The 18,851-nt window shown below is 72.3% G+C and carries 19 protein-coding genes; 12 read left to right on the forward strand and 7 right to left on the reverse strand.

What is annotated here, in order from left to right; all coding sequences use genetic code 11:
- The first annotated feature begins 11 nt into the window (after positions 1-11).
- A complete protein-coding gene (locus tag AB0J53_RS39585) occupies positions 12-461 on the forward strand; it encodes an NUDIX hydrolase (protein ID WP_364182049.1) in 450 nt (149 codons plus the stop codon).
- Between the two features lie 30 nt (positions 462-491).
- Here AB0J53_RS39585 and AB0J53_RS39590 read toward each other — a convergent pair whose 3' ends face one another.
- Complete coding sequence (locus AB0J53_RS39590) at positions 492-1,247, reverse strand: HAD-IIA family hydrolase (RefSeq protein ID WP_246646480.1); 756 nt, start codon at positions 1,245-1,247, stop codon at positions 492-494.
- A gap of 100 nt (positions 1,248-1,347) precedes the next feature.
- Between AB0J53_RS39590 and AB0J53_RS39595 the strand changes: the two genes are divergently transcribed.
- From AB0J53_RS39595 to AB0J53_RS39630, 8 genes are all read left to right on the forward strand, one after another.
- Complete coding sequence (locus AB0J53_RS39595) at positions 1,348-2,583, forward strand: M20 family metallopeptidase (protein ID WP_219514055.1); 1,236 nt, start codon at positions 1,348-1,350, stop codon at positions 2,581-2,583.
- A 13-nt stretch (positions 2,584-2,596) separates the two neighbouring features.
- The gene (locus AB0J53_RS39600) at positions 2,597-3,541 is read left to right on the forward strand and encodes a zinc-binding alcohol dehydrogenase family protein (RefSeq protein WP_364182053.1); all 945 of its coding nucleotides are present in this window, start codon (positions 2,597-2,599) and stop codon (positions 3,539-3,541) included.
- 159 nt (positions 3,542-3,700) lie between these two features.
- The gene (locus AB0J53_RS39605) at positions 3,701-5,533 is read left to right on the forward strand and encodes an ABC transporter substrate-binding protein (RefSeq protein ID WP_364182056.1); all 1,833 of its coding nucleotides are present in this window, start codon (positions 3,701-3,703) and stop codon (positions 5,531-5,533) included.
- A 3-nt stretch (positions 5,534-5,536) separates the two neighbouring features.
- Positions 5,537-6,544, forward strand: coding sequence for an ABC transporter permease (locus tag AB0J53_RS39610; protein ID WP_219514066.1), 1,008 nt, complete (start codon positions 5,537-5,539; stop codon positions 6,542-6,544).
- Positions 6,541-7,446: an ABC transporter permease gene (locus tag AB0J53_RS39615; RefSeq protein ID WP_219514068.1), complete on the forward strand. Its 906-nt coding sequence runs from the start codon at positions 6,541-6,543 to the stop codon at positions 7,444-7,446. Before AB0J53_RS39610 ends, AB0J53_RS39615 begins: the two co-directional genes overlap by 4 nt.
- A 2-nt stretch (positions 7,447-7,448) precedes the next feature.
- Positions 7,449-8,435: an ABC transporter ATP-binding protein gene (locus AB0J53_RS39620; protein ID WP_357590544.1), complete on the forward strand. Its 987-nt coding sequence runs from the start codon at positions 7,449-7,451 to the stop codon at positions 8,433-8,435.
- Positions 8,432-9,439 (forward strand): ABC transporter ATP-binding protein, encoded by a 1,008-nt coding sequence (locus AB0J53_RS39625; protein WP_364182061.1) that lies wholly within the window; start codon positions 8,432-8,434, stop codon positions 9,437-9,439. The genes AB0J53_RS39620 and AB0J53_RS39625 overlap by 4 nt, the downstream gene beginning before the upstream one ends.
- Positions 9,440-9,441: 2 nt before the next feature.
- The gene (locus AB0J53_RS39630) at positions 9,442-10,341 is read left to right on the forward strand and encodes a GNAT family N-acetyltransferase (RefSeq protein WP_364182064.1); all 900 of its coding nucleotides are present in this window, start codon (positions 9,442-9,444) and stop codon (positions 10,339-10,341) included.
- 2 nt (positions 10,342-10,343) lie between these two features.
- Here the strand turns inward: AB0J53_RS39630 and AB0J53_RS39635 are convergent, their stop codons facing one another.
- Positions 10,344-11,456 (reverse strand): DUF1343 domain-containing protein, encoded by a 1,113-nt coding sequence (locus AB0J53_RS39635; RefSeq protein ID WP_364182067.1) that lies wholly within the window; start codon positions 11,454-11,456, stop codon positions 10,344-10,346.
- 57 nt (positions 11,457-11,513) lie between these two features.
- Between AB0J53_RS39635 and murQ the strand changes: the two genes are divergently transcribed.
- The 3 genes from murQ (at position 11,514) to AB0J53_RS39650 (ending at position 14,094) form a co-directional block, all read left to right on the forward strand.
- Positions 11,514-12,410: an N-acetylmuramic acid 6-phosphate etherase gene (gene murQ, locus AB0J53_RS39640; RefSeq protein WP_357590540.1), complete on the forward strand. Its 897-nt coding sequence runs from the start codon at positions 11,514-11,516 to the stop codon at positions 12,408-12,410.
- A gap of 128 nt (positions 12,411-12,538) precedes the next feature.
- A complete protein-coding gene (locus AB0J53_RS39645; protein ID WP_364182070.1) occupies positions 12,539-13,600 on the forward strand; it encodes a serine hydrolase domain-containing protein in 1,062 nt (353 codons plus the stop codon).
- 116 nt (positions 13,601-13,716) lie between these two features.
- Positions 13,717-14,094, forward strand: a complete 378-nt coding sequence (locus tag AB0J53_RS39650) for a VOC family protein (protein ID WP_364182073.1) — start codon at positions 13,717-13,719, stop codon at positions 14,092-14,094.
- Here AB0J53_RS39650 and AB0J53_RS39655 read toward each other — a convergent pair.
- The 5 genes from AB0J53_RS39655 to AB0J53_RS39675 are packed head-to-tail and all read right to left on the reverse strand — an operon-like array spanning position 14,082 to position 18,822.
- On the reverse strand, positions 14,082-14,849 hold the full coding sequence (locus AB0J53_RS39655) for an alpha/beta fold hydrolase (protein WP_364182076.1): 768 nt from the start codon (positions 14,847-14,849) through the stop codon (positions 14,082-14,084). The two genes, AB0J53_RS39650 and AB0J53_RS39655, sit on opposite strands and share 13 nt — an antisense overlap.
- Positions 14,850-16,565, reverse strand: a complete 1,716-nt coding sequence (locus AB0J53_RS39660; protein ID WP_364182078.1) for a non-ribosomal peptide synthetase — start codon at positions 16,563-16,565, stop codon at positions 14,850-14,852. It lies immediately after the preceding gene.
- Positions 16,562-17,833 (reverse strand): cytochrome P450, encoded by a 1,272-nt coding sequence (locus tag AB0J53_RS39665; RefSeq protein ID WP_364182081.1) that lies wholly within the window; start codon positions 17,831-17,833, stop codon positions 16,562-16,564. The genes AB0J53_RS39660 and AB0J53_RS39665 overlap by 4 nt, the downstream gene beginning before the upstream one ends.
- 6 nt (positions 17,834-17,839) lie before the next feature.
- Entirely contained in the window at positions 17,840-18,610 is a 771-nt protein-coding gene (locus AB0J53_RS39670) for an alpha/beta fold hydrolase (RefSeq protein ID WP_364182084.1), read from the reverse strand.
- On the reverse strand, positions 18,607-18,822 hold the full coding sequence (locus tag AB0J53_RS39675; protein WP_364182086.1) for an MbtH family NRPS accessory protein: 216 nt from the start codon (positions 18,820-18,822) through the stop codon (positions 18,607-18,609). The genes AB0J53_RS39670 and AB0J53_RS39675 overlap by 4 nt, the downstream gene beginning before the upstream one ends.
- Positions 18,823-18,851 lie beyond the last annotated feature (29 nt).

Genomic DNA, 18,851 nt, shown 5'->3' on the forward strand with positions numbered 1-18,851 from the left:
AGGTGGGGCGTATGCGGCCGAGCGTGCGAGGTGTCCTGCTCGACGACGACGAGCGCCTGGTGATCTTCCGGCGTACGGTGCCGGGCCGGGAGGTCTACTGGTCGGTGCCGGGCGGCCACGTGGAGCCCGGCGACGCGACCCTGGAGCACACCCTCCACCGCGAACTGCTGGAGGAGCTCGGCGCCACCGTCTCCTCCGTCACGCCGCTGACGACGGTCAGCTATCCGTGGCAGGGCGGGGTCAAGACCCAGCACGTGTACGGGTGCCGCCTGCTGTCGATGGACCCGGCGCTGCGGCACGGGCCGGAGTTCGAGGACCCGGCGCGCGGGGTGTACGAGGTGGAGCGGGTGCCGCTGCGGGAGGCGGAGATCACCTCCCGCCACCTCATCCCCGAGGCGGTGGCCGACTACCTGTCGGCGCACATCACGGCGCTGCCCCGGCTCATCGCCGGCTCCCGCTGAGCCCCGGCTGACCCCCGGCCGACGCCGCCGTCAGCTCCCGGCGGGCTCGATCAGGTCGACGAGGTCGGCCACGGAGTCGACGATCAGCGACGGCCGGTAGGGGAAGCGGTCGACCTCGTGGCGCTGGGTGACGCCGGTGAGGACGAGGATGGTGAACAGGCCCGCCTCCATGCCGCAGACGATGTCGGTGTCCATCCGGTCGCCGATCATGGCGGTGGTCTCGCTGTGGCCGCCGATCTCGTTGAGCGCGCTGCGCATCATGCGCGGGTTGGGCTTGCCGACGAAGTACGGCTCGACGCCGGTGGCGCGGGTGATCATGGCGGCGACGGCGCCGCACGCGGGCAGCGAGCCCTCGGTGGAGGGGCCGATCGGGTCGGGGTTGGTGGCGATGAAGCGCGCTCCGGCCTCGATGAGGCGGACGGCCCGGGTGATCTGGGTGAAGCTGTAGGTGCGGGTCTCGCCGAGCACCACGTAGTCGGGGTCGAGGTCGGTGAGCACGTAGCCGGCGGCGTGCAGCGCGGTGGTCAGCCCGGCCTCGCCGATCACGTACGCGGAGCCGCCGGGCCGCTGGTCGTCCAGGAACTGGGCGGTGGCCAGCGCCGAGGTGTAGATCGAGTCGGCGGGCACGTCGAGCCCGGCCCCGGCCAGCCGGACCGACAGGTCGCGCTGGGTGTAGATGGAGTTGTTGGTCAGCACCCGGAAGCGTTTGCCCGACTCGCCGAGCCGCTTGATGAAGTCGTCGGCGCCGGGCACCGGCCGCCCCTCGTGGACCAGGACGCCGTCCATGTCGGACAGCCAGAAGTCGATCCGCTTACGCTCGGTCACGCGGCCATCGTACCGAGCGCGGCTCATCGACTTTCCCCCCGGTACGTGAACAATGTTCTTCATGTCGTTCACTGAATCCGCGCTGGACATGCGGGACGAACTCGTCCGCCTCCGTCACTCGCTGCACACCACGCCGGAGCTGGGGCTCATGCTGCCGCGCACCCAGGAGAAGGTGCTGGCGGCGCTCGACGGGCTGCCGCTGGAGATCACCCTCGGCACCCGGCTCAGCTCGGTCACGGCGGTGCTGCGGGGCGGACGGCCTGGCCCGGCCGTCCTGCTGCGCGGTGACATGGACGCGCTGCCGGTCGCCGAGCGCAACGACCTGCCGTACCGCTCGCAGATCGCCGGCCAGATGCACGCGTGCGGCCACGACCTGCACACCGCGATGCTCGCCGGGGCGGCGCACCTGCTGAGCGCCCGCCGGGAGGAGCTCGCCGGGGACGTGATCTTCATGTTCCAGCCGGGCGAGGAGGGGCACGAGGGCGCCAAGCACATGATCGAGGAGGGCGTGCTCGACGCGGCGGGCGAGCGGCCGGTGGCGGCGTACGGGATGCATGTGGTCTCCTCGATGCTGCCGCTGGGGCTGTTCGCGTCGCGGCCGGGGCCGATCATGGCGGCGGCGGACGTGTTCCAGGTGACGGTCAAGGGGCGCGGCGGGCACGGCTCCAGCCCGCACCGGGCGCTGGACCCGATCCAGGCGGGCTGCGAGATGGTGGCGGCGATCCAGTCGATGGTGACACGCACGTTCGACGTGTTCGACCCGGTGGTGGTGACGGTGGGCAGCTTCCACGGCGGCTCGGCCGACAACGTGATCCCGGACGAGGCGGTCTTCCAGGCGACGGTGCGCACGTTCAGCCCGGGCAACCGGACGCTGGTCAAGCGGCGGCTGGTGGAGGTCGTCGAGGGCGTGGCGGCGGCGCACGCGCTGGGCGTGGAGACCTCCTTCGGCATGGGCTACCCGGTGACGGTGAACGACCCGGTGGAGGCCGGGTTCGCCGGGCGCACGGCCGACGGGCTGTTCGGGCCCGGCCGTTTCTTCGTCCCGCCGCAGCCGGTGATGGGGTCGGAGGACTTCTCGTACGTGCTGGAGGCGGTGCCGGGGGCGTTCGTGTTCCTGGGGGCGTGCCCGCCGGGGCTGGACCCGGCGACGGCGGCCTACAACCACTCGCCGGAGGCGCTGTTCGACGACGCGGTGCTGCCCGACGGGGCGGCGCTGTACGCGTCGCTGGCCCACGAGCGGCTGGCCCTGGCCGCCGCGGACCCGGCCGCCGCGGCCGATGCGGGCCTGGGCGGTTGACCGGCCCGGGCCGATGAGGTCCCGGCCGCTCGCGCTGGTCGAGCGGCCGGTTCCGGTGGCCGGGCCGGGCGAGGTGCTGGTGCGCGTGGAGGCGTGCGGGGTGTGCCGCACGGACCTGCACCTGGCCGAGGGCGACCTGCGGCCGAGGCGGCCGCTGACGACGCCGGGCCACCAGGCGGTCGGCCGGGTGGTGCGGCCGGGAGGCGGCGACGGCGGGCGGGTCGGGGTGGCGTGGCTGCGCTCGACGTGCGGGCGCTGCCGCCAGTGCGCGCGCGGCCTGGAGAACCTGTGCCCGGAGTCCGCCTACACGGGGTGGGACGCCGACGGCGGGTTCGCCGAGTACCTGACCGCTCCGGCCGCGTACGTGTACCCGCTGCCGGAGGACGCCCCCGCCGAGACGCTGGCGCCGCTGCTGTGCGCCGGCATCGTCGGCTACCGGGCGCTGCTGCGCTGCGACCTGCCCGAGGGCGGCAGGCTGGGCGTGTACGGGTTCGGCGCGTCGGCGCACCTGACCGCCCAGGCCGCGATCGCCCGCGGGGCGGTGGTGCACGTGGTGACCCGCTCGCCGGCGGCCCGCGCGCTGGCGCTGGAGCTGGGCGCGGCCTCGGCCGGCGACCGGCCGCCCGAGCCGCTGGACTCGGCCATCCTGTTCGCGCCCAGCGGCGACCTGGTGCCGGTCGCGCTGGAGGCGCTGGACCGGGGCGGCACGCTGGCCGTCGCCGGCATCCACCTGACGGACGTCCCGCCGCTGGACTACGAGCGGCACCTGTTCCAGGAGCGCACGCTGCGCAGCGTCACGGCCAGCACCCGCGCGGACGGGCGGGCGTATCTGGCGCTGGCGGCCGAGTGCCCGCCGGTCGTGAAAACCGTCCCGTACGCCTTCGAGGAGGCGGACCGGGCGCTCGCCGATCTGGCAACCGGGCAGGTCAGCGGTGCTGCCGTGCTCCGCATAGGCTGATGGCCCCCGGGTGGAGACGAGCGCCATCCGAGCGGGTGATGAAGGAAAGTTACATTAGCCTCACAACATCTGGAGATTATTGACGCGCCCCCGGCGCGATCGTAGGGTCCGGACAACCCCTACAGATCCTCAACAGGTTCGACACCCCCGGAGCGGCAGATGAAGCGACTAGCAGCGGTAGTGGCGTTGCTGGGTCTTGCCACCGCCACAGCGTGCAGCGGCGGCGAAGGCACCACCAACACGTCAGGTTCGTCCGGCGGCGGTGGCGGCCTGTTCACCACGATCGACGTGAACCGGCCCGGCCTGGAGCCGTCGGCCCCGCCCAACCCGTACGCCCCCAAGGGCAACTCGTTCTCCGCCTTCAACTCGATGAAGCTCGGCTGGGTCAAGAACCACCTGACGGACCCGAACGTGGCACTGCCGGGCCTGGCCGCGAGCTGGGAGATCGCCCCGGACAACTCCTCCATCACGCTGAAGCTCCAGCCCAACGCCAAGTGGTCCGACGGCAAGCCGGTCACCGCGCAGGACGTGCAGCTTTCCATCGGCATCGCCTACACCGTCGGCAGCACGGCCTTCGCCGTGACGCCCGGCGCGGCGGGCGCGGCCGGTGAGGTCACCGTGGTCGACGACCAGACGGTGAAGATCACCCAGAACATGGACAATCCCAGTCCGAAGTTCGCGCGCGGCGTGCTCGACACCACGGTCGTGCCCGCGCACGTGTGGAGCAGCGTCCTGCCCGCCGACTTCTGGGACAAGATCAAGACCGCCCGCGGCGAGGGCGCCGACGCCGAGAAGGCCCGCGAGGAGATCACCGGCCTGGGCGAGAAGGTGCTCGCGTTCGCGCCGCAGAAGGACGTCTCGGCCGGCCCGTTCGTGCTGGAGCGGGTCAACCCCGGCGAGGCGCTGCTGGTCAAGAACAAGAGCTTCTTCAACGCCGCCAACGTCGCGCCCGACCAGGTGAAGTTCCTCAACTACACCGGCAACGAGCAGATCTGGAACTACCTGACCGCCGGCAAGCTCGACCACTCCGGCTTCGTCGCCGCCCCCACCGACGTGATGAACCGCATCAAGGCGGCGCCGGGCAGCGAGGTCATCAAGGGCTACTCGCCGGTCGCCGTCGGCCTGGCGTTCAACCAGAGCAAGAAGCCGTACGACAACGTGCACGTGCGCCGCGGCCTGGCCCACCTGATCAACCGCGAGGAGGTCACGAAGGTCGCCTCGCCCGAGGGCGGCACCCCGGCCACCACGACCAGCGGCATCCACCAGAAGGCCGCCCAGGCCTGGATCCCCGAGACCGTCCCGCAGCTCGAGCCCTACGCTCCCGACCTGGCCAAGGCCGAGGAGGAGTTCAAGAAGGCCGGCCTGCAGAAGAAGGACGGCAAGTGGGCGCTGGCCGACGGCACGCCGTGGAAGGTCTCCATGCACGCGCCGTCCGGCTTCTCCGACTGGCTGTCGGCGCAGGAGAACATCAAGAGCCAGCTCATCAAGGGCGGCGTCGACGCCGAGGTCGTCACGACCACCGACTACCCGCTCTACCTGGAGGAGCTGGCCGCCGGCAAGTACGACGCGGGCTTCTGGCTGATGGCGCTCGGCCCCGCGCCGTACGACATCTTCCAGCGCCTCTACGGCACCTCCAACGGCTGGACGAACGTCCAGGGCAAGGTGTCGCACTCCGCGCCCGGCAAGAACGGCAACTGGATGGGCGGCCCCGAGGAGATCGAGGTCGACGGCGAGAAGATCAACCCCGGTGAGCTGACCGGCGAGCTCAACTCGGCCACCGCCGAGGAGGCCAAGCCGATCATGGCCAAGCTGGCCAAGGCCGCCAACCAGGACCTGCCCGTCATCCAGCTCTGGGACTACGTCAACACCCAGTTCGTCAACAACAGCCGCTTCACCGGCTGGCCGCACGATGACGAGATCCTCCGCCTGGGCACCGGTGTGCTCGCCTCCGGTGTGTGGATCCAGGCTGGCATGATCAAGTCGAAGAAGTAATCCATGACGGTCATCGCACGCCGACTCGCGGGCCACCTGGCCCGCGGGTTCGTCATGATCCTCGTCGTCGCCACGATCAGCTTCTTCATCATCAACAACATCCCCGGCGACCCCCTGGCGGCCCGCTTCGAGAAGCTCGTCGAGCAGGGCATGTCGCCGGAGGCGGCGGCGCAGGCGGTCAAGGTGCTGTACGGGTTCCAGCCCGACGGCACGATGTGGCAGCAGTACGTCGACTACATGAGCGGGCTGCTCCGCCTCGACCTCGGCGAGTCCGTCACCAGGCCGGGCACCCCGGTGCTGGACGTCCTCGGCGAGAAGGCCAAGTGGACCGTTCTACCGGTGCTGGCCGGGACGCTGCTGAGCTTCCTCGTCGGCATCATCCTCGGCGTCTACGCGGCCATCAAGCGCACCGGCAAGCTCGGTGACGCGCTGGCCATCTCCGGCTCGCTGCTGCACGGCATCCCGCAGTACGTGCTCGCCATGCTGCTCGTGGTCATCTTCTCCACGCTGATCCCGCTGTTCCCCGCCGACGGGCCCGTGGACATCCTGTTCGAGCCGGGCTTCAACGCCGGCTACATCGGCTCGCTCGTCGAGCACGCGGTGCTGCCGGTCGTCACCTACGCGCTGTCGGCCTACGGCGGCTGGATCCTGGCGATGAAGTCCAGCGTGGTCACCGTGCTCGGCGACGACTTCATCCTGGCCAGCGAGCTGCGCGGGATGAAGCGCTCGATCGTCTTCCGCTACATCGCGCGCAACGCGATCCTGCCGCTGTTCACGATCCTGGCGCTCTCGCTCGGCCTGCTCATGGGCGGCGCGGTCTTCATCGAGAAGATCTTCAACTATCCGGGGCTCGGGCTGCTGCTCATCGACAGCGTCAACGAGCGCGACTACGCCACGATGGGCGGCGCGTTCCTGCTGATCACGGTCGCGGTCATCGTCGCCAACATCGTGGCCGACCTGTTCTACACGGTCATCGACCCGCGGGTGCGCGGCGGAGAGGAGGCGGCATGAGCGCGACGCTCATCCCGGAGTCGGCGTCGGCCGCCGGGACCATGCGCCGCAACTTCTGGCGCGGCGTGTGGCGGGTCATGAAGCGCAAGCCGAGCCGGATGGCCGGGGTGGTCATCGTCGTCGGCTTCGCCTTCATGGGCGTGTTCGGGCCGATGTTCTACCCCGACCACCTGCCGGGCGACATCAACCAGATCACCAAGCCGCCGAGCTGGGAGCACTGGTTCGGCACCGACCCGCAGGGCCGCGACGTGCTCGCGCTGGTCATCACCGGCTCGCGGTACGTGCTGCTGTGCGCGGCGGTGACCGCGGTCATCACGGTCGTCGCCGGCACCGCGATCGGGCTGTTCTCCGGCTTCAAGCGGGGCCGCTGGGACACCGTGCTCATGCGGATCACCGACATGAAGCTCACCATCCCCGGCCTGCCGCTGCTGCTGGTGCTGGCGACCGTGTGGAAGTTCGGCAGCCCGATGCAGATGGGCCTGGTGCTCGGCCTGCTCGGCTGGGGCGGCGTGGCCCGGGCGGTGCGCGCGCAGACGCTGTCGCTGCGCGAGCGCGGCTTCATCGAGGCGGCGCGCGGGCTGGGCCTGTCCACGACGCACATCGTGAGCAAGGAACTGCTGCCCAGCATGGCCCCGTACATCGCGATGAACATGCTCATCTCGGTGACCGGAGCCGTCTACGCCCAGGTGGGCCTGTTCTTCCTCGGCGTCCTGCCGTACGAGTCGGACAACTGGGGCGTGATGCTCAACCTGGCCGTGTTCCAGGCGGGCGCCATGATCCAGCCGAACGCGCTCGGCTACCTGCTGGCGCCGCTGCTGGCGATCCTGCTGCTCACGCTCGGCATCGTGCTCGTGGTCGACGCCATGGACGAGATCTTCAACCCCCGGCTGCGTGAGGAGTAGCAGTGGCGGAACAAGCGCCGGGAGTGCGCATCGGCGGCCTCACGGTCGTCTACAAGACGCCGGCGGGCGAGCTGCCCGCCGTGCGGGACGTCAGCCTGACCCTGGAGCCCGGCTCGATCACCGGCATCGTCGGCGAGTCCGGGTCCGGCAAGTCGACGCTGGCCCTGTCCCTGCTGAACGCGGTGCAGCCGCCCGGCCGGATCTCCGCCGGCTCGGTGGAGATCGACGGGCTCGGCGACGTGGCCGCCCTCAAGGGCGAGGAGCTCCGCAAGGCCAGGGGCCGCCACATCGGCTACGTCTTCCAGGCGGCGCAGAACTCCCTCAACCCGCTCAAGACGGTCGGCAAGCAGTTGCTCGACCTGGGCCGCTCGCACGGCGTGGAGGACCTGCGCGGCCTGGTGCGCGACGCCAAGGAGCTGCTGGGCCGGATGGGCCTGGACGGCGCCCGGGTGCTCGACTCGCACCAGCACGAGCTGTCGGGCGGCATGCGCCAGCGCGTCGGCATCATGCTGGCGCTGGTGCTCAACGCCCACCTGGTGGTGCTGGACGAGCCGACGACCGCGCTCGACATGATCACGCAGGCCAACATCCTCAAGATCGTCCGTGAGGTGCACGCCGAGCGCGGCCTGACCACGCTGGTGATCACGCACGACATCGGCGTGGTGGCCGAGGTCGCCGACCGGCTCGCCGTCATGTACGGCGGGCGGCTGGTCGAGCAGGGCCCCACCCGCGAGGTGCTGGGCAGGCCGAGCCACCCCTACACCAAGGGCCTGATCAACGCCATCCCCCGGCTGGTCGGCGACATCGACGAGGCGCGGGCGCTGCCCGGCCGCCCGCCGACGCTGGCCACCGTGCCCAAGCAGGGCTGCGTGTTCCGGGAGCGGTGCGCGCTGCGGATGGACGTCTGTGACACCGTCGACCCCGAGGCCGTCGCGCACGGCCCGAGGATCGTCGCCTGCCATGCGGTGACCGTGAAGGAGCACGCGTGATTACCGGGACCGGCATCGTCAAGACCTTCAAGCAGCGCGGCAACGTGCTCGCCGGGCGGGAGGTGCGGGCGCTGCGCGGCGTCGACTTCGCCATCCCCAAAGGAGGCGCCGCCTCGTTCATCGGCGAGTCCGGCTGCGGCAAGACCACGCTGGGCCGGATCATCGCCGGGCTGGAGTCCTACGACGAGGGCGAGGTGGTCATCGACGGCACGGCGATGTCCGGCCTGAAGCCCAAGCAGCGCCAGCCGCACTTCCGCAAGATCCAGATGATCCACCAGGACCCGTACTCGGCGCTGAACCCCACCCGCACCGTCCACCAGACGCTGTTCGCGCCGCTGAGCCTGCGCGCCAAGCAGACCGGCCGGTCGAAGGGGTGGATCGAGGAGCGGGCCGCCGAGGTGCTGTCGCTGGTCGGCCTCGACCCGGGCAGCGTGCTGGCCCGCTACCCGCACCAGTTGTCGGGCGGCATGCGCCAGCGGGTCGTCATCGCCCGCGCGCTGACCGTCGACCCGGAGATGCTCGTCGCCGACGAGGCCGTCTCCATGATCGACGTCTCGCTCCGGCTGGGCATCCTGGCGCTGCTGAAGGACCTGCGCGAGCGGCTCGGGGTGAGCGTCCTGTTCATCACCCACGACGTGGCCACCGCGCGTTACATCGGCGACGACGGCGAGCTGTACGTGATCTACCGGGGCCAGGTCGTCGAGCGCGGCGCCGTGGACACCGTGATCGCCGATCCCGTCCACCCGTACACGCAGTCGCTGCTGTCGGCGATCCCGGTGCTGCACGGCCTGGAGCGGCCGGGCGAGCAGCCGGTCGTCCCGCTGTCGTCGCTGGACGCGACCGGCGACGACACCGGCTGCCTGTTCGCGAGCCGGTGCCCGTTCCGCGGCGAGCGCTGCGGCGAGCGCCCGCTGCTGCAGGTCAGCGAGGGCTTCCCGCAGGAGCACGCCTGCTTCTACCCCGAGCGCCGCAGCGTCATCGCCCGCCCGCTGAGCGAGGTGTGACCGTGCCCTCCTCCCCTGACACGTCCCGGCCGCTGCCGGACGTGCGCGTGGTGGCGGACCCCGGCGACGCGGAGCTCGCCGCGGCCGGGGAGGTGGCGCGCGCGGCCCTGACGCTCGACGCCGGGGAGGCGCCCGCCCTGGTCCGCCGGCTGGCGGCCCCGCCCGCGGGCCGCCGCTGGACCGCGCTGCTGACCGACGGCGGCGTCGCGCTGGCCTCCGTGTCGGGCAGGGACCCGGGCGTCGGCCACATCGACCTGCTGGCCGTGCACCCGGACCGCCAGGGCGAGGGGCGCGGCCGGGCCCTGGCACGCGCGGCGGAGGACTGGCTGCGCGGGCAGGGCGCCCGGCGCGCCGTCTTCGCCGGCAACCCGCCCTGCTACGCCTGGCCCGGCATCGACGTGCGCTACACCGCCGCCGCCTGCCTGGCCGAGAGCCTCGGCTACGAGCAGTCCCGCGTCGCCTGGAACATGACCGCCGACCTGTCGGCCGACCTGTCCACCGGCGACGACGTGCGCCGCCTGGCCGGGCAGGGCGTGAGCGTGCACGCCACCGGCGACGGCCGCGAGCGGGTCGTGGCCTTCGCCCGCGAGCACTGGAACGAGAACTGGGCCTGGGAGGTGGCCAACGCCGCCGGCGTGCACCACGCCGAGCGAGACGGCCGCGTCCTCGGATTCGCCGCCTGGGGCGCCCGCCCGTCGTGGTTCGGCCCCATGGGCACCGCGCCGGAGGCGCGCGGCCTGGGCGTGGGCGGGGTGCTGCTGCGCCGCTGCCTGGCCGACCAGCGCGCCGCCGGTCAGCGGACCGCCCAGATCGGCTGGGTCGGTCCGCTGCGGTTCTACTCGCGCGCCGTCGGCGCCCGGGCCGAGAGGGTCTTCTGGCTGTACGGGCGCGAACTGGCGTGAGGTCACCCGTAGAGCAGTGGCCCGCCGGGGGGTGCGGGGTCGGGGCAGAGCTCACGCGGGTCCCGCCCCTCCTCAAGGCACCTGGTCAGCGAGTCGGAGCCCCACAGGTGGTCCATGAACAGCTCGGGCCCCCACCAGACCAGGTCGTCCGGGTAGAGCGTGCGGGCCACGTGCAGCATCGACAGCCCCGTCAGCACCGGCCGGAACGCCTCCCGGTCGTGCACGTGGAGCTGGACGCCGCGTACGGCGGTGCCCGCGTGCTTGTGGAAGGTCGGCGTGAACCAGGTGTCCCTGAACCGCACGCCGGGCAGGTCCAGCGCCGCCAGCGCGGGCTGGAAGCGCTCGTCCACGTACGGCGCGCCGACCAGCTCGAAGGGCCGGGTGGTGCCGCGCCCCTCGGAGAACCCGGTGCCCTCGAACAGCCCGGTGCCGGGGTAGACGAGGGCGGTGTCGGGGGTGGGCATGTTGACCGACGGCATCACCCAGGGCAGGCCCGTGTCGGCGTGGGACATCTCCCGCCGCCAGCCCTCCATCGTGACGACCCGCAGGTCCAGGTCGAAGCCGAACAACGTGGCCAGCTCCCCGGCGGTCCTGCCGTGCCGCACCGGCAGCGGGAAGCGGCCGACGAAGCTGGCGAAGGCCGGGTCGAGCAGCGGGCCCTCGGTGACGGTTCCGCCGAGCGGGTTCGGCCGGTCGAGGACGACGAACCGCAGGCCCAGCCTGCTGGCCGAGGCCATCAGGTCGTACATCGTCCAGACGTAGGTGTAGAAGCGGGCTCCGACGTCGGCGATGTCGAACACGAGCGTGTCCACGCCGGAGCGGGCGACGATCTCGTCCAGCGCCTCGCCGGACGCCTTGTGCGTGTCGAACAGCGGCAGGCCGGTCCGCAGGTCGACGGGGTCCTGCTCGCTCCCGTCCGCCTGGGCGGTGCCCCTGATGCCGTGCTCGGGGCCGAACAGCGCCGTCAGCGGCGTGCCGGCGGCCAGCAGGGCGTCGGCGGTGGGGGTCAGGTCGGGCAGAACCCCGGTGGGGTTGGTGATCAGGCCGAGGCGTGCTCCGGCCGCCAGCGAAGGATCCGCGGCCAGCCGTTCAGCTCCGGTGCGTACGTATGACATGAACCCATTGTCTGAAAGATATTTACAAGAGAGAAGTAAAGGGTGGAAATTAGCGTCATGATTGATCCGCTACCCGAGCTGTCCACCGAGCAGAGCGACCCCCGTTACAGCCAGATCGACCGGCTGCCGACGGCGCAGCTCGCCAGGCTGATGAACCAGGCCGACGCGGCCGTGCCCGCCGCCGTCGCGGTGGCCATCCCGGCCATCTCCGACGCCATCGACGCGATCTCCGCGCGGATGGCCAAGGGCGGCAGGCTCCTGTACGTGGGCGCGGGCACGTCCGGCAGGCTCGCCGTGCTCGACGCCTCCGAGTGCCCGCCGACCTTCGGCACCGACCCCGAGCTCGTGGTGGGGATCATCGCCGGAGGCCCCGACGCCCTGACCCGCTCCATCGAGGGCGCCGAGGACGACACCGCGGCGGGCGCCGCCGCGCTCGCCGAGCTGGAGGTGGGCGAGCTCGACTCCGTGGTGGGCGTGTCGGCCAGCGGGCGTGCCCCGTTCGTGCTCGGCGCGCTGGCCGAGGCCGCCCGCCGGGGCGCGCTCACCGCCGCCCTGTCGTGCAACGACGGCGCTCCGCTGTCGGCCGCCGCCGAGCACGCCATCGAGGTCGTCGTCGGCCCCGAGGTGGTGACCGGCTCGACCAGGCTCAAGGCGGGCACCGCGCAGAAGCTGGTGCTCAACATGATCTCGACCATCTCGATGGTGCGCCTCGGACGCACGTACGGGAACAAGATGATCGAGATGTCGGCCATGAACAGCAAGCTCGCCGGCCGGGCGGTGCGCATGGTGAGCGACATCACCGGCGCCGACCACGACGCGGCGGGCAAGGCGCTGGACGCGGCGGGCGGGCACGCGAAGATCGCCGTCGTCATGCTCAAGCACGGGCTGGACGCCGACGGCGCCCGCGCGCTGCTGGAGTCGCACGGCGAGCGCCTCAGCGACGCGCTGAGCTGACCGAAGCACCACACGGGCCATCACGTACGGGCCGTCACATACGGGCCGTCACATACGGGCCATCGCATACGGGCCATCGCATACGGGCCATCGCATACGGGCCATCGCATACGGGGAGGTATGAGGAGATGTCCGACCGGCTGGAGGCGATCCTCGCGGAGGGGGTGCCGGGCGTGTGCCCGGCCGCGGTCGCGCTCATCGCCGTGGACGGCGCGGTCGTGGCGTCCGCCGCCGCCGGGGAGCTCGTCCGCTACAGCGACGCGGACTTCACGCTCGCCGGCGACAGGCCGCCGGCCCGCCGTGACTCGATCTTCGACCTGGCGTCGATCAGCAAGCTGTTCACCACGGCGGCCATCCTGTCGCTGGCCGAGGACGGCCTGCTGGACCTCGACGAACCGGTGGCGACCTGGCTGCCGGGCCGCGACGCGCGGATCACCCTGCGCCGGCTGCTGACCCACACGGCGGGCCTGCAGCCGATCCGCCGCATCGACCTGGAGCTGCCCGACGCCAGCCCCGGCACCCGCATGGCGGCCATGATCGACACGCCCGTCACCGCGCCGGTGGGCGGCCCGTACCTGTACACGGACGTCGGCATGATCATGGCGGGCCGGGTCGCCGAGGTGGCCGGCGGCGCCCCGCTCGACGCGCTGGTGGCCGCCCGCGTCACCGGCGTCCTGGGCCTGGCCGACACCGGCTACCGGCCCGCCGAGCTCCACCGCGTCGCCGCCACCGAGTGGAAGCCGGAACGCCCGGGTCCCGGCTGCGTGCGCGGCGAGGTGCACGACGAGACCTCCTACGCGCTCGGCGGCGTCGCGGGCCACGCCGGCGTCTTCGGCACGGCCGACGACGTCCTGGCGCTCGGCGAGTCGCTCCGCCTCGGCGGCGCCGCCCCCGGCGGGCGGCCGCTGCTGCGGCGGGAGAGCGTGGCCGAGATGCTGCGCGACCAGGGCGCGGAAGGGGCGCCGTTCCGGCACGGCCTGGGCGTGCGCATCGGCGACCCGGGCATCGTCGGGCCGCTGGCGGGCGCGTTCGGGCACTCCGGGTTCACCGGCACCTCGCTGGTCGTCTCGCCGCCGCACGGGCTGACGGTGGTGCTGCTCACCAACGCCGTCCACCCGGTGCGCGGCCGGGACGGCCTGCGCGCCCTGCGCCACGCCGTGGCCGCCGAAGCCCTCCGCCTCGCCGGCTGACCCGCCCCGCCAGCTGACCCGCCCTGCTGTCCGCCCCCGTTGTCCGCCTCCGCTGCCCGGCCCGCCCGTCGCGGGCCGGACGTAGCCTGGGACGGACGGTGAAAGGAGGGGCGCCCATGCCCGTACAGCTCAACCACACCATCGTGGAGGCCCGCGACCGCGACGCCACCGCCCGCTTCCTGGTGGACGTCCTCGGACTGGAGCCGGCCGGCGAGTTCGGCCCGTTCCGCGTCGTCGAGCTCGCCAACGGCGTCTCCCTCGACGTCATCCAGGCGGACGGCGACGTGCACCCGCAGCACTACGCCTTCCTCGTGAGCGAGGCGGAGTTCGACGAGATCTGGGCCCGGATCAAGGACCGCGGCCTCACCTACTGGGCCGACCCGTACCACCGGCACGCGGGCCGCATCAACACCAACGACGGCGGCCGCGGCCTCTACTGGCTCGACCCGGACGGCCACAACCTGGAGATCATCACCGTCCCCTACGGAGGCTGACCGATCTGAGCCCCGGGCTCGGTGACGGCGGCCAGGTCGTCGGCGAGCAACCCGAGCAGCGTGTCCAGCCGGGTGTGGACGAAGAAGTGATCGCCGTCGACCACGTGCAGCCGGAAGTCCCCGGTCGTCTCCGCCCGCCAGGCGCCCACCTGCTCCGGGGACGCCTCGGGATCCGCCGACCCGGCGAAGGCGGTGATCGGGCAGTTCAGCGGCGCGTCCCCGACATACTCGTACGCGTCGCCCAGGGCGAAGTCCGCCCTGATCACCGGCAGGAACAGGGCGCGCAGCTCCGGGTCGGCCAGAATGGCCGCGGGCGTGCCGCCCATGCCGCTCACCCTGGCGGCGAACTCCGGCTCCGGCAGCCGCGAATCGCCCCGCCCGACGCGGGGCAGGCGCGGCCCCGGCGTCCCCGAGACGAACAACCGCTCAGGCTCCCCGTGGCCCCGGACCCGCAGCCTCCGGCAGAGCTCGAAGCCCAGCCGTGCGCCGAGGCTGTGCCCGAAGACGAGGTAGGGCCGGTCGACGGCGGCGCCGACCACCCGCGCCATCTCGTCCGGGTCCAGCACGGGCGGCTCGCCGATGCGCCGTCCGTGACCGGGCAGCTCCACGGCCTGGATGTCCAGGTCGAGGCGGGCGGCCAGGCTCGACCACGCCCGGAAGCCGGCCGCCGAGCCGCCGGCGTACGGCAGGCAGAACAGCCGGGCGGGCGCGTCGTCCCGGGCCGCGATGGGGACCAGCCACGGTGACCCCGGCATCTACGCGACCTCCGGCTCGTCCAGGGAGGCCGCCAGATCCCCCACCGTGGGGTTCCGGAACAAGGCCAGGGCGGAGAGCGTGATGCCCTCCTTGCGCAGCCGCGCCAGCAGGTCCACGCTGCGCAGCGAGTCGCCGCCGAGGTCGTAGAAGTCGTCGTCGAGACCCACGTGGTCCAGGCCGAGCACCTCCGCCCACACCGCGGCGATGAGCCGCTCGCGCGTGTTGCGCGGTTTCCGATAGGGCCGCAGGTTCGGCGTGTCGTCCCGCCGCGACCAGGGGAAGGGCAGGGCTCCGCGATCGGGCTTGCCGTTGGCGTCCAGCGGCAGCTCTGCGATGGAGACGAACGACGACGGCAGCATGTACGCGGGGCATCGCTCGGCGAGCCAGTCCCTGACGTCCTTGATCCGCACGTCCTGCCCGCCGGCCGGGACGAGATAGGCCACCAGGCGTTTGGCCCCGCTGGGGTCCTCCAGCGCGCTGACGACTGCCATGGCCACGGCCGGGTGCGCCGACAGGTGGGCCTCCACCTCTCCCGGCTCGACGCGATGACCGCGGATCTTCACCTGCCGGTCCACACGGCCGTGGAACTCGAACTCGCCGCCGGGCAGTTCGCGAGCCAGGTCGCCGGTCCGATACATCCGGCCGCCGCACGGGTCGGGCAGGAACTTCGCGGCGGTCAGGTCGTCGGCGTCGTGGTAGCTCCGGGCCACGCCCGAGCCGCCGATGTAGAGCTCCCCGATCTCCCCCTGCTCCCGCCTGCGTCCCTCGTCCATGACGTACATGCGCACGCCGCGCAGCGGGCGCCCGATCGGCACGGTCACCAGCGACCGGTCCGGATCGACCTCGTGCAAGGAGGCGAAGGTGGTGGTCTCGGTGGGGCCGTAGGCGGCGAAGAGCCGCACCGTGCCGCGGCCGGCGACGGCCCCGACGTGCCGCGGCGAGAGCACGTCGCCGCCGGTGATCAGCCGGCCGACCGAGTCCAGCGCGGCGGGATCGTGCTCGGCCAGGAGATGGAACAGCCCGCTGGTGAGGAACAGCCAGTCCGGTCGCACGGCCCGCAGCTCGCGTCCGAGGTCGTCGACCGAGTCCCACCCGTTCTGGAAGACGACCAGCTCGCCGCCCCGGCACAGGGTGTTCCACAGCTCGAACGTCGAGGCGTCGAAGGCCAGCGGCGCGAACAGGGCGACCTTGTCGCCGGGCCTGACGTGCAGCCGTTCGTCGTTGCGCACCAGCGAGACGACCTGCTGGTGCTCGACCAGGACGCCTTTCGGCCGGCCCGTCGAGCCGGAGGTGTACATGAGGTAAGCGACCTGCGCCCTGGTGACGCAGGGCAGCTCGCCGCCGGCCGTCCTCTCGCCGGGGGGCGGGATGACCAGCCGGCGGTCACCGGCGGGCCCGCCGCTGACGAGCGTCAGCGCTACCCCGGAGTCGTCGAGGATGAAGTCCTGCCTGGCCCGGGGGTAGCCGTGATCGAGCGGCACATAGGCGCAACCGGCCTTCAGGACGCCGAGGACGGCGGCCACGTAGGCGGCCGAGCGCTCGGCGGAGACCGCGACCCGCGCCCCCGGCGAGACCCCCCGATCGAGCACGCGCCGCGCCACCTCGTCCGCCCAGGCGTCCAGCTCGGCGTAGCTGACGCGGGTGCCGCCGGCGGTGACGGCCGTGGCGCCGGGCCGCAGGCGCCGCTGCTCGGCCACCAGATCATGGATGGTCATCGGAGTCCTCCCATGGGCACGGCTGCCTCCGACCGGACCTTCGGGTGAGCGATCACGGGCAGGCTGCCGAGGCCGTTGACGAAGTTCGAGTACAGGTGGCGGGGCTCGCCGGCCGGATCGAAACGGTCGAACCGCGTGACCATCTCGTCCAGGAGGGCGCCGAGCACCATCCGGGCGGCCCGTGCGCCCGTGCAGTAGTGGGTGCCCAGCCCGAAGGCGATGTGCGGGTTCCGGGCGCGATCGGGCTGGAATCGGTAGGGGTCGGCGAAGACGTTCTCGTCCCTGTTGGCCGAGGCGATCCAGAGGCAGACGGGGGCATCCGCCGGGATCGGCACACCATGGATCTCGACCGGCGCCGTCGTCCGGCGCATCAGGTGGTTGGTGGGCGTCGCCCACCTGCACACTTCCTCGACAGCGGTGGGGATCAGCGACCTGTCCTCCTGGACGGCGCGCCACGCCCGCGGGTTCTCCAGGAACGCCAGCATCATCTGGGCGGCCACGTGCGGGGTGGTCGAGTTCGTCCCCATGGCGAGCGTGTAGCAGTTCAGCAGGATCTCGTCGGTCGTCAGCTTCCGCCCGCCGAAGTCGAGCGTGGACAGCACCGTGATCAGATCGTCGGCCGGTCGCCGCCGCCGCTGCTCGATGATCTCCTCGAAGACGAGGAAGAGCTGGTGATGGGCGGCGCGCAGGGTCTCGGCGGGGCTTCCGGTGGCGAAGGCGGGGTCCTCGGGCGCCAGACCGGTCATGGTCCAGCGGGCCACGTCCGGCCAGTACTCGCGGGGGATGCCCAGCGCCCTGCCCGCCGCCGCCATCGGCAGCACCGACATCAGCTCGGCGAAGTCGTGGGGGCCGCCTTCCAGGCACGGGGTGAGCAGTGCCCGCACGTTGGCGTCGATGGCCTCCACGTGCGCCCGGGTCGTGTGCCGGGACATCAGCTTGGCGATCGGCGACTTGAGATAGGTGTGCTCGGGCGGGTCGGTCAGGAGGATCGTCTGGCCGCCCGCGGCGTCGCCCTCGATCACCGACAGCAGCGTGCCGGACTCGGAGCTGAACCGGCGGGTGTTCTTGAGCACGGCCACGACGTCGTCGTACCTGGTCAGCGACCAGAAGGGGATGCCGGTGGGGGTTTCCTGCCGATGTACTGGCGCCTCCCGGCGCAGTGCCGCCCAGGCGGAGTGCTGCGTCCCCGAGCGGTAGCGTTCGGGATCATAGAGGTCGACCGCCTCCAGAGGAGGCAGCGGCGCCTCCGGCGGCCCGTCCATACGCATGGTGGGCTACTGTTCCTTTCTCGTCGCCGTGCCTGCGGCGACGCCGAGGTCTTCGGCGATCGCGTGAATGACGCGCTCGCGCTCGGCATGGATGAAGAAGTGGTCGCCGGAGAACATCCGCAGCCGGAAATCTCGCGAGGTCAGGCTCCGCCACTGCGCGAGATCGCCCTGCCAGACGTCGTCGGTGGTTCCGCCGAAGACGGAGATCGGGCAGCCGAGCGGCTCGCCGGGCCGGTGGCGGTAGTTCTCACAGACGCTGAAGTCGGACCTGAGAGTGGGCGCCACCAGGGCGGCCAGCGCCGGCTCCCGCAGCACCTCGGCGGGGAAGCCGTTCAGCGCCCGTACGGCGGCGAGGAACTGCTCCCCGGGGAGCCGGCTGATGTGCGGGTTGCGATAGGGCAGGTGCGGCGCGCCGTGTCCGGACACGAAGAGCCGCACGGGCAGGGCCGCGCCCGCCTCGGCCAGGCGCCGGGTGGCCTCGTACGCGATGAGGGCGCCCATGCTGTGGCCGAGGAAGGCGAACGGCACCTCCGGCTCCTGCCGCAGCTCGGGCAGGAGCGCGTCGAGCAGCGGCTCCAGCCTCTCGTGCCGGGGCTCCTTGATCCGCTCCTCCCGGCCGGGCAGTTGCACCGAGACGACCCGCACCGCGGGCGCGAGCAACTGCGCCCAGCCGGAGTACGCCGAGGCCCCGGCGCCGGCGTGGGGAAAGCACACCAGACGCAGCCGGCCGGACGAGGCGGCCGGCTCGCGGAGCCAGCCCCGCGTGCTGACGCTCATCGGCTATCGTCTGCACCGGCCGCACGCATGCGTTCGCGCAGGCTCTTCGGCCGCATATCAGTCCAGACCTCGTCGATGTGCGCGAGGCACGCCGCTTTCGCCCCGCTGAACCCGGTGCGCTGCCAGCCGGCGGGCGGCTCGTCGCACGCAGGCCAAATCGAGTGGCGCTCCTCGTCATTGATCACAACCGCGTAGTCGATCTCGTCCGGCATGCCGGTCCCTTCTCTCTCTTCTCCGTGCC

The organism is Nonomuraea sp. NPDC049725, assembly GCF_040674795.1.
GTDB lineage: Bacteria > Actinomycetota > Actinomycetes > Streptosporangiales > Streptosporangiaceae > Nonomuraea > Nonomuraea ceibae.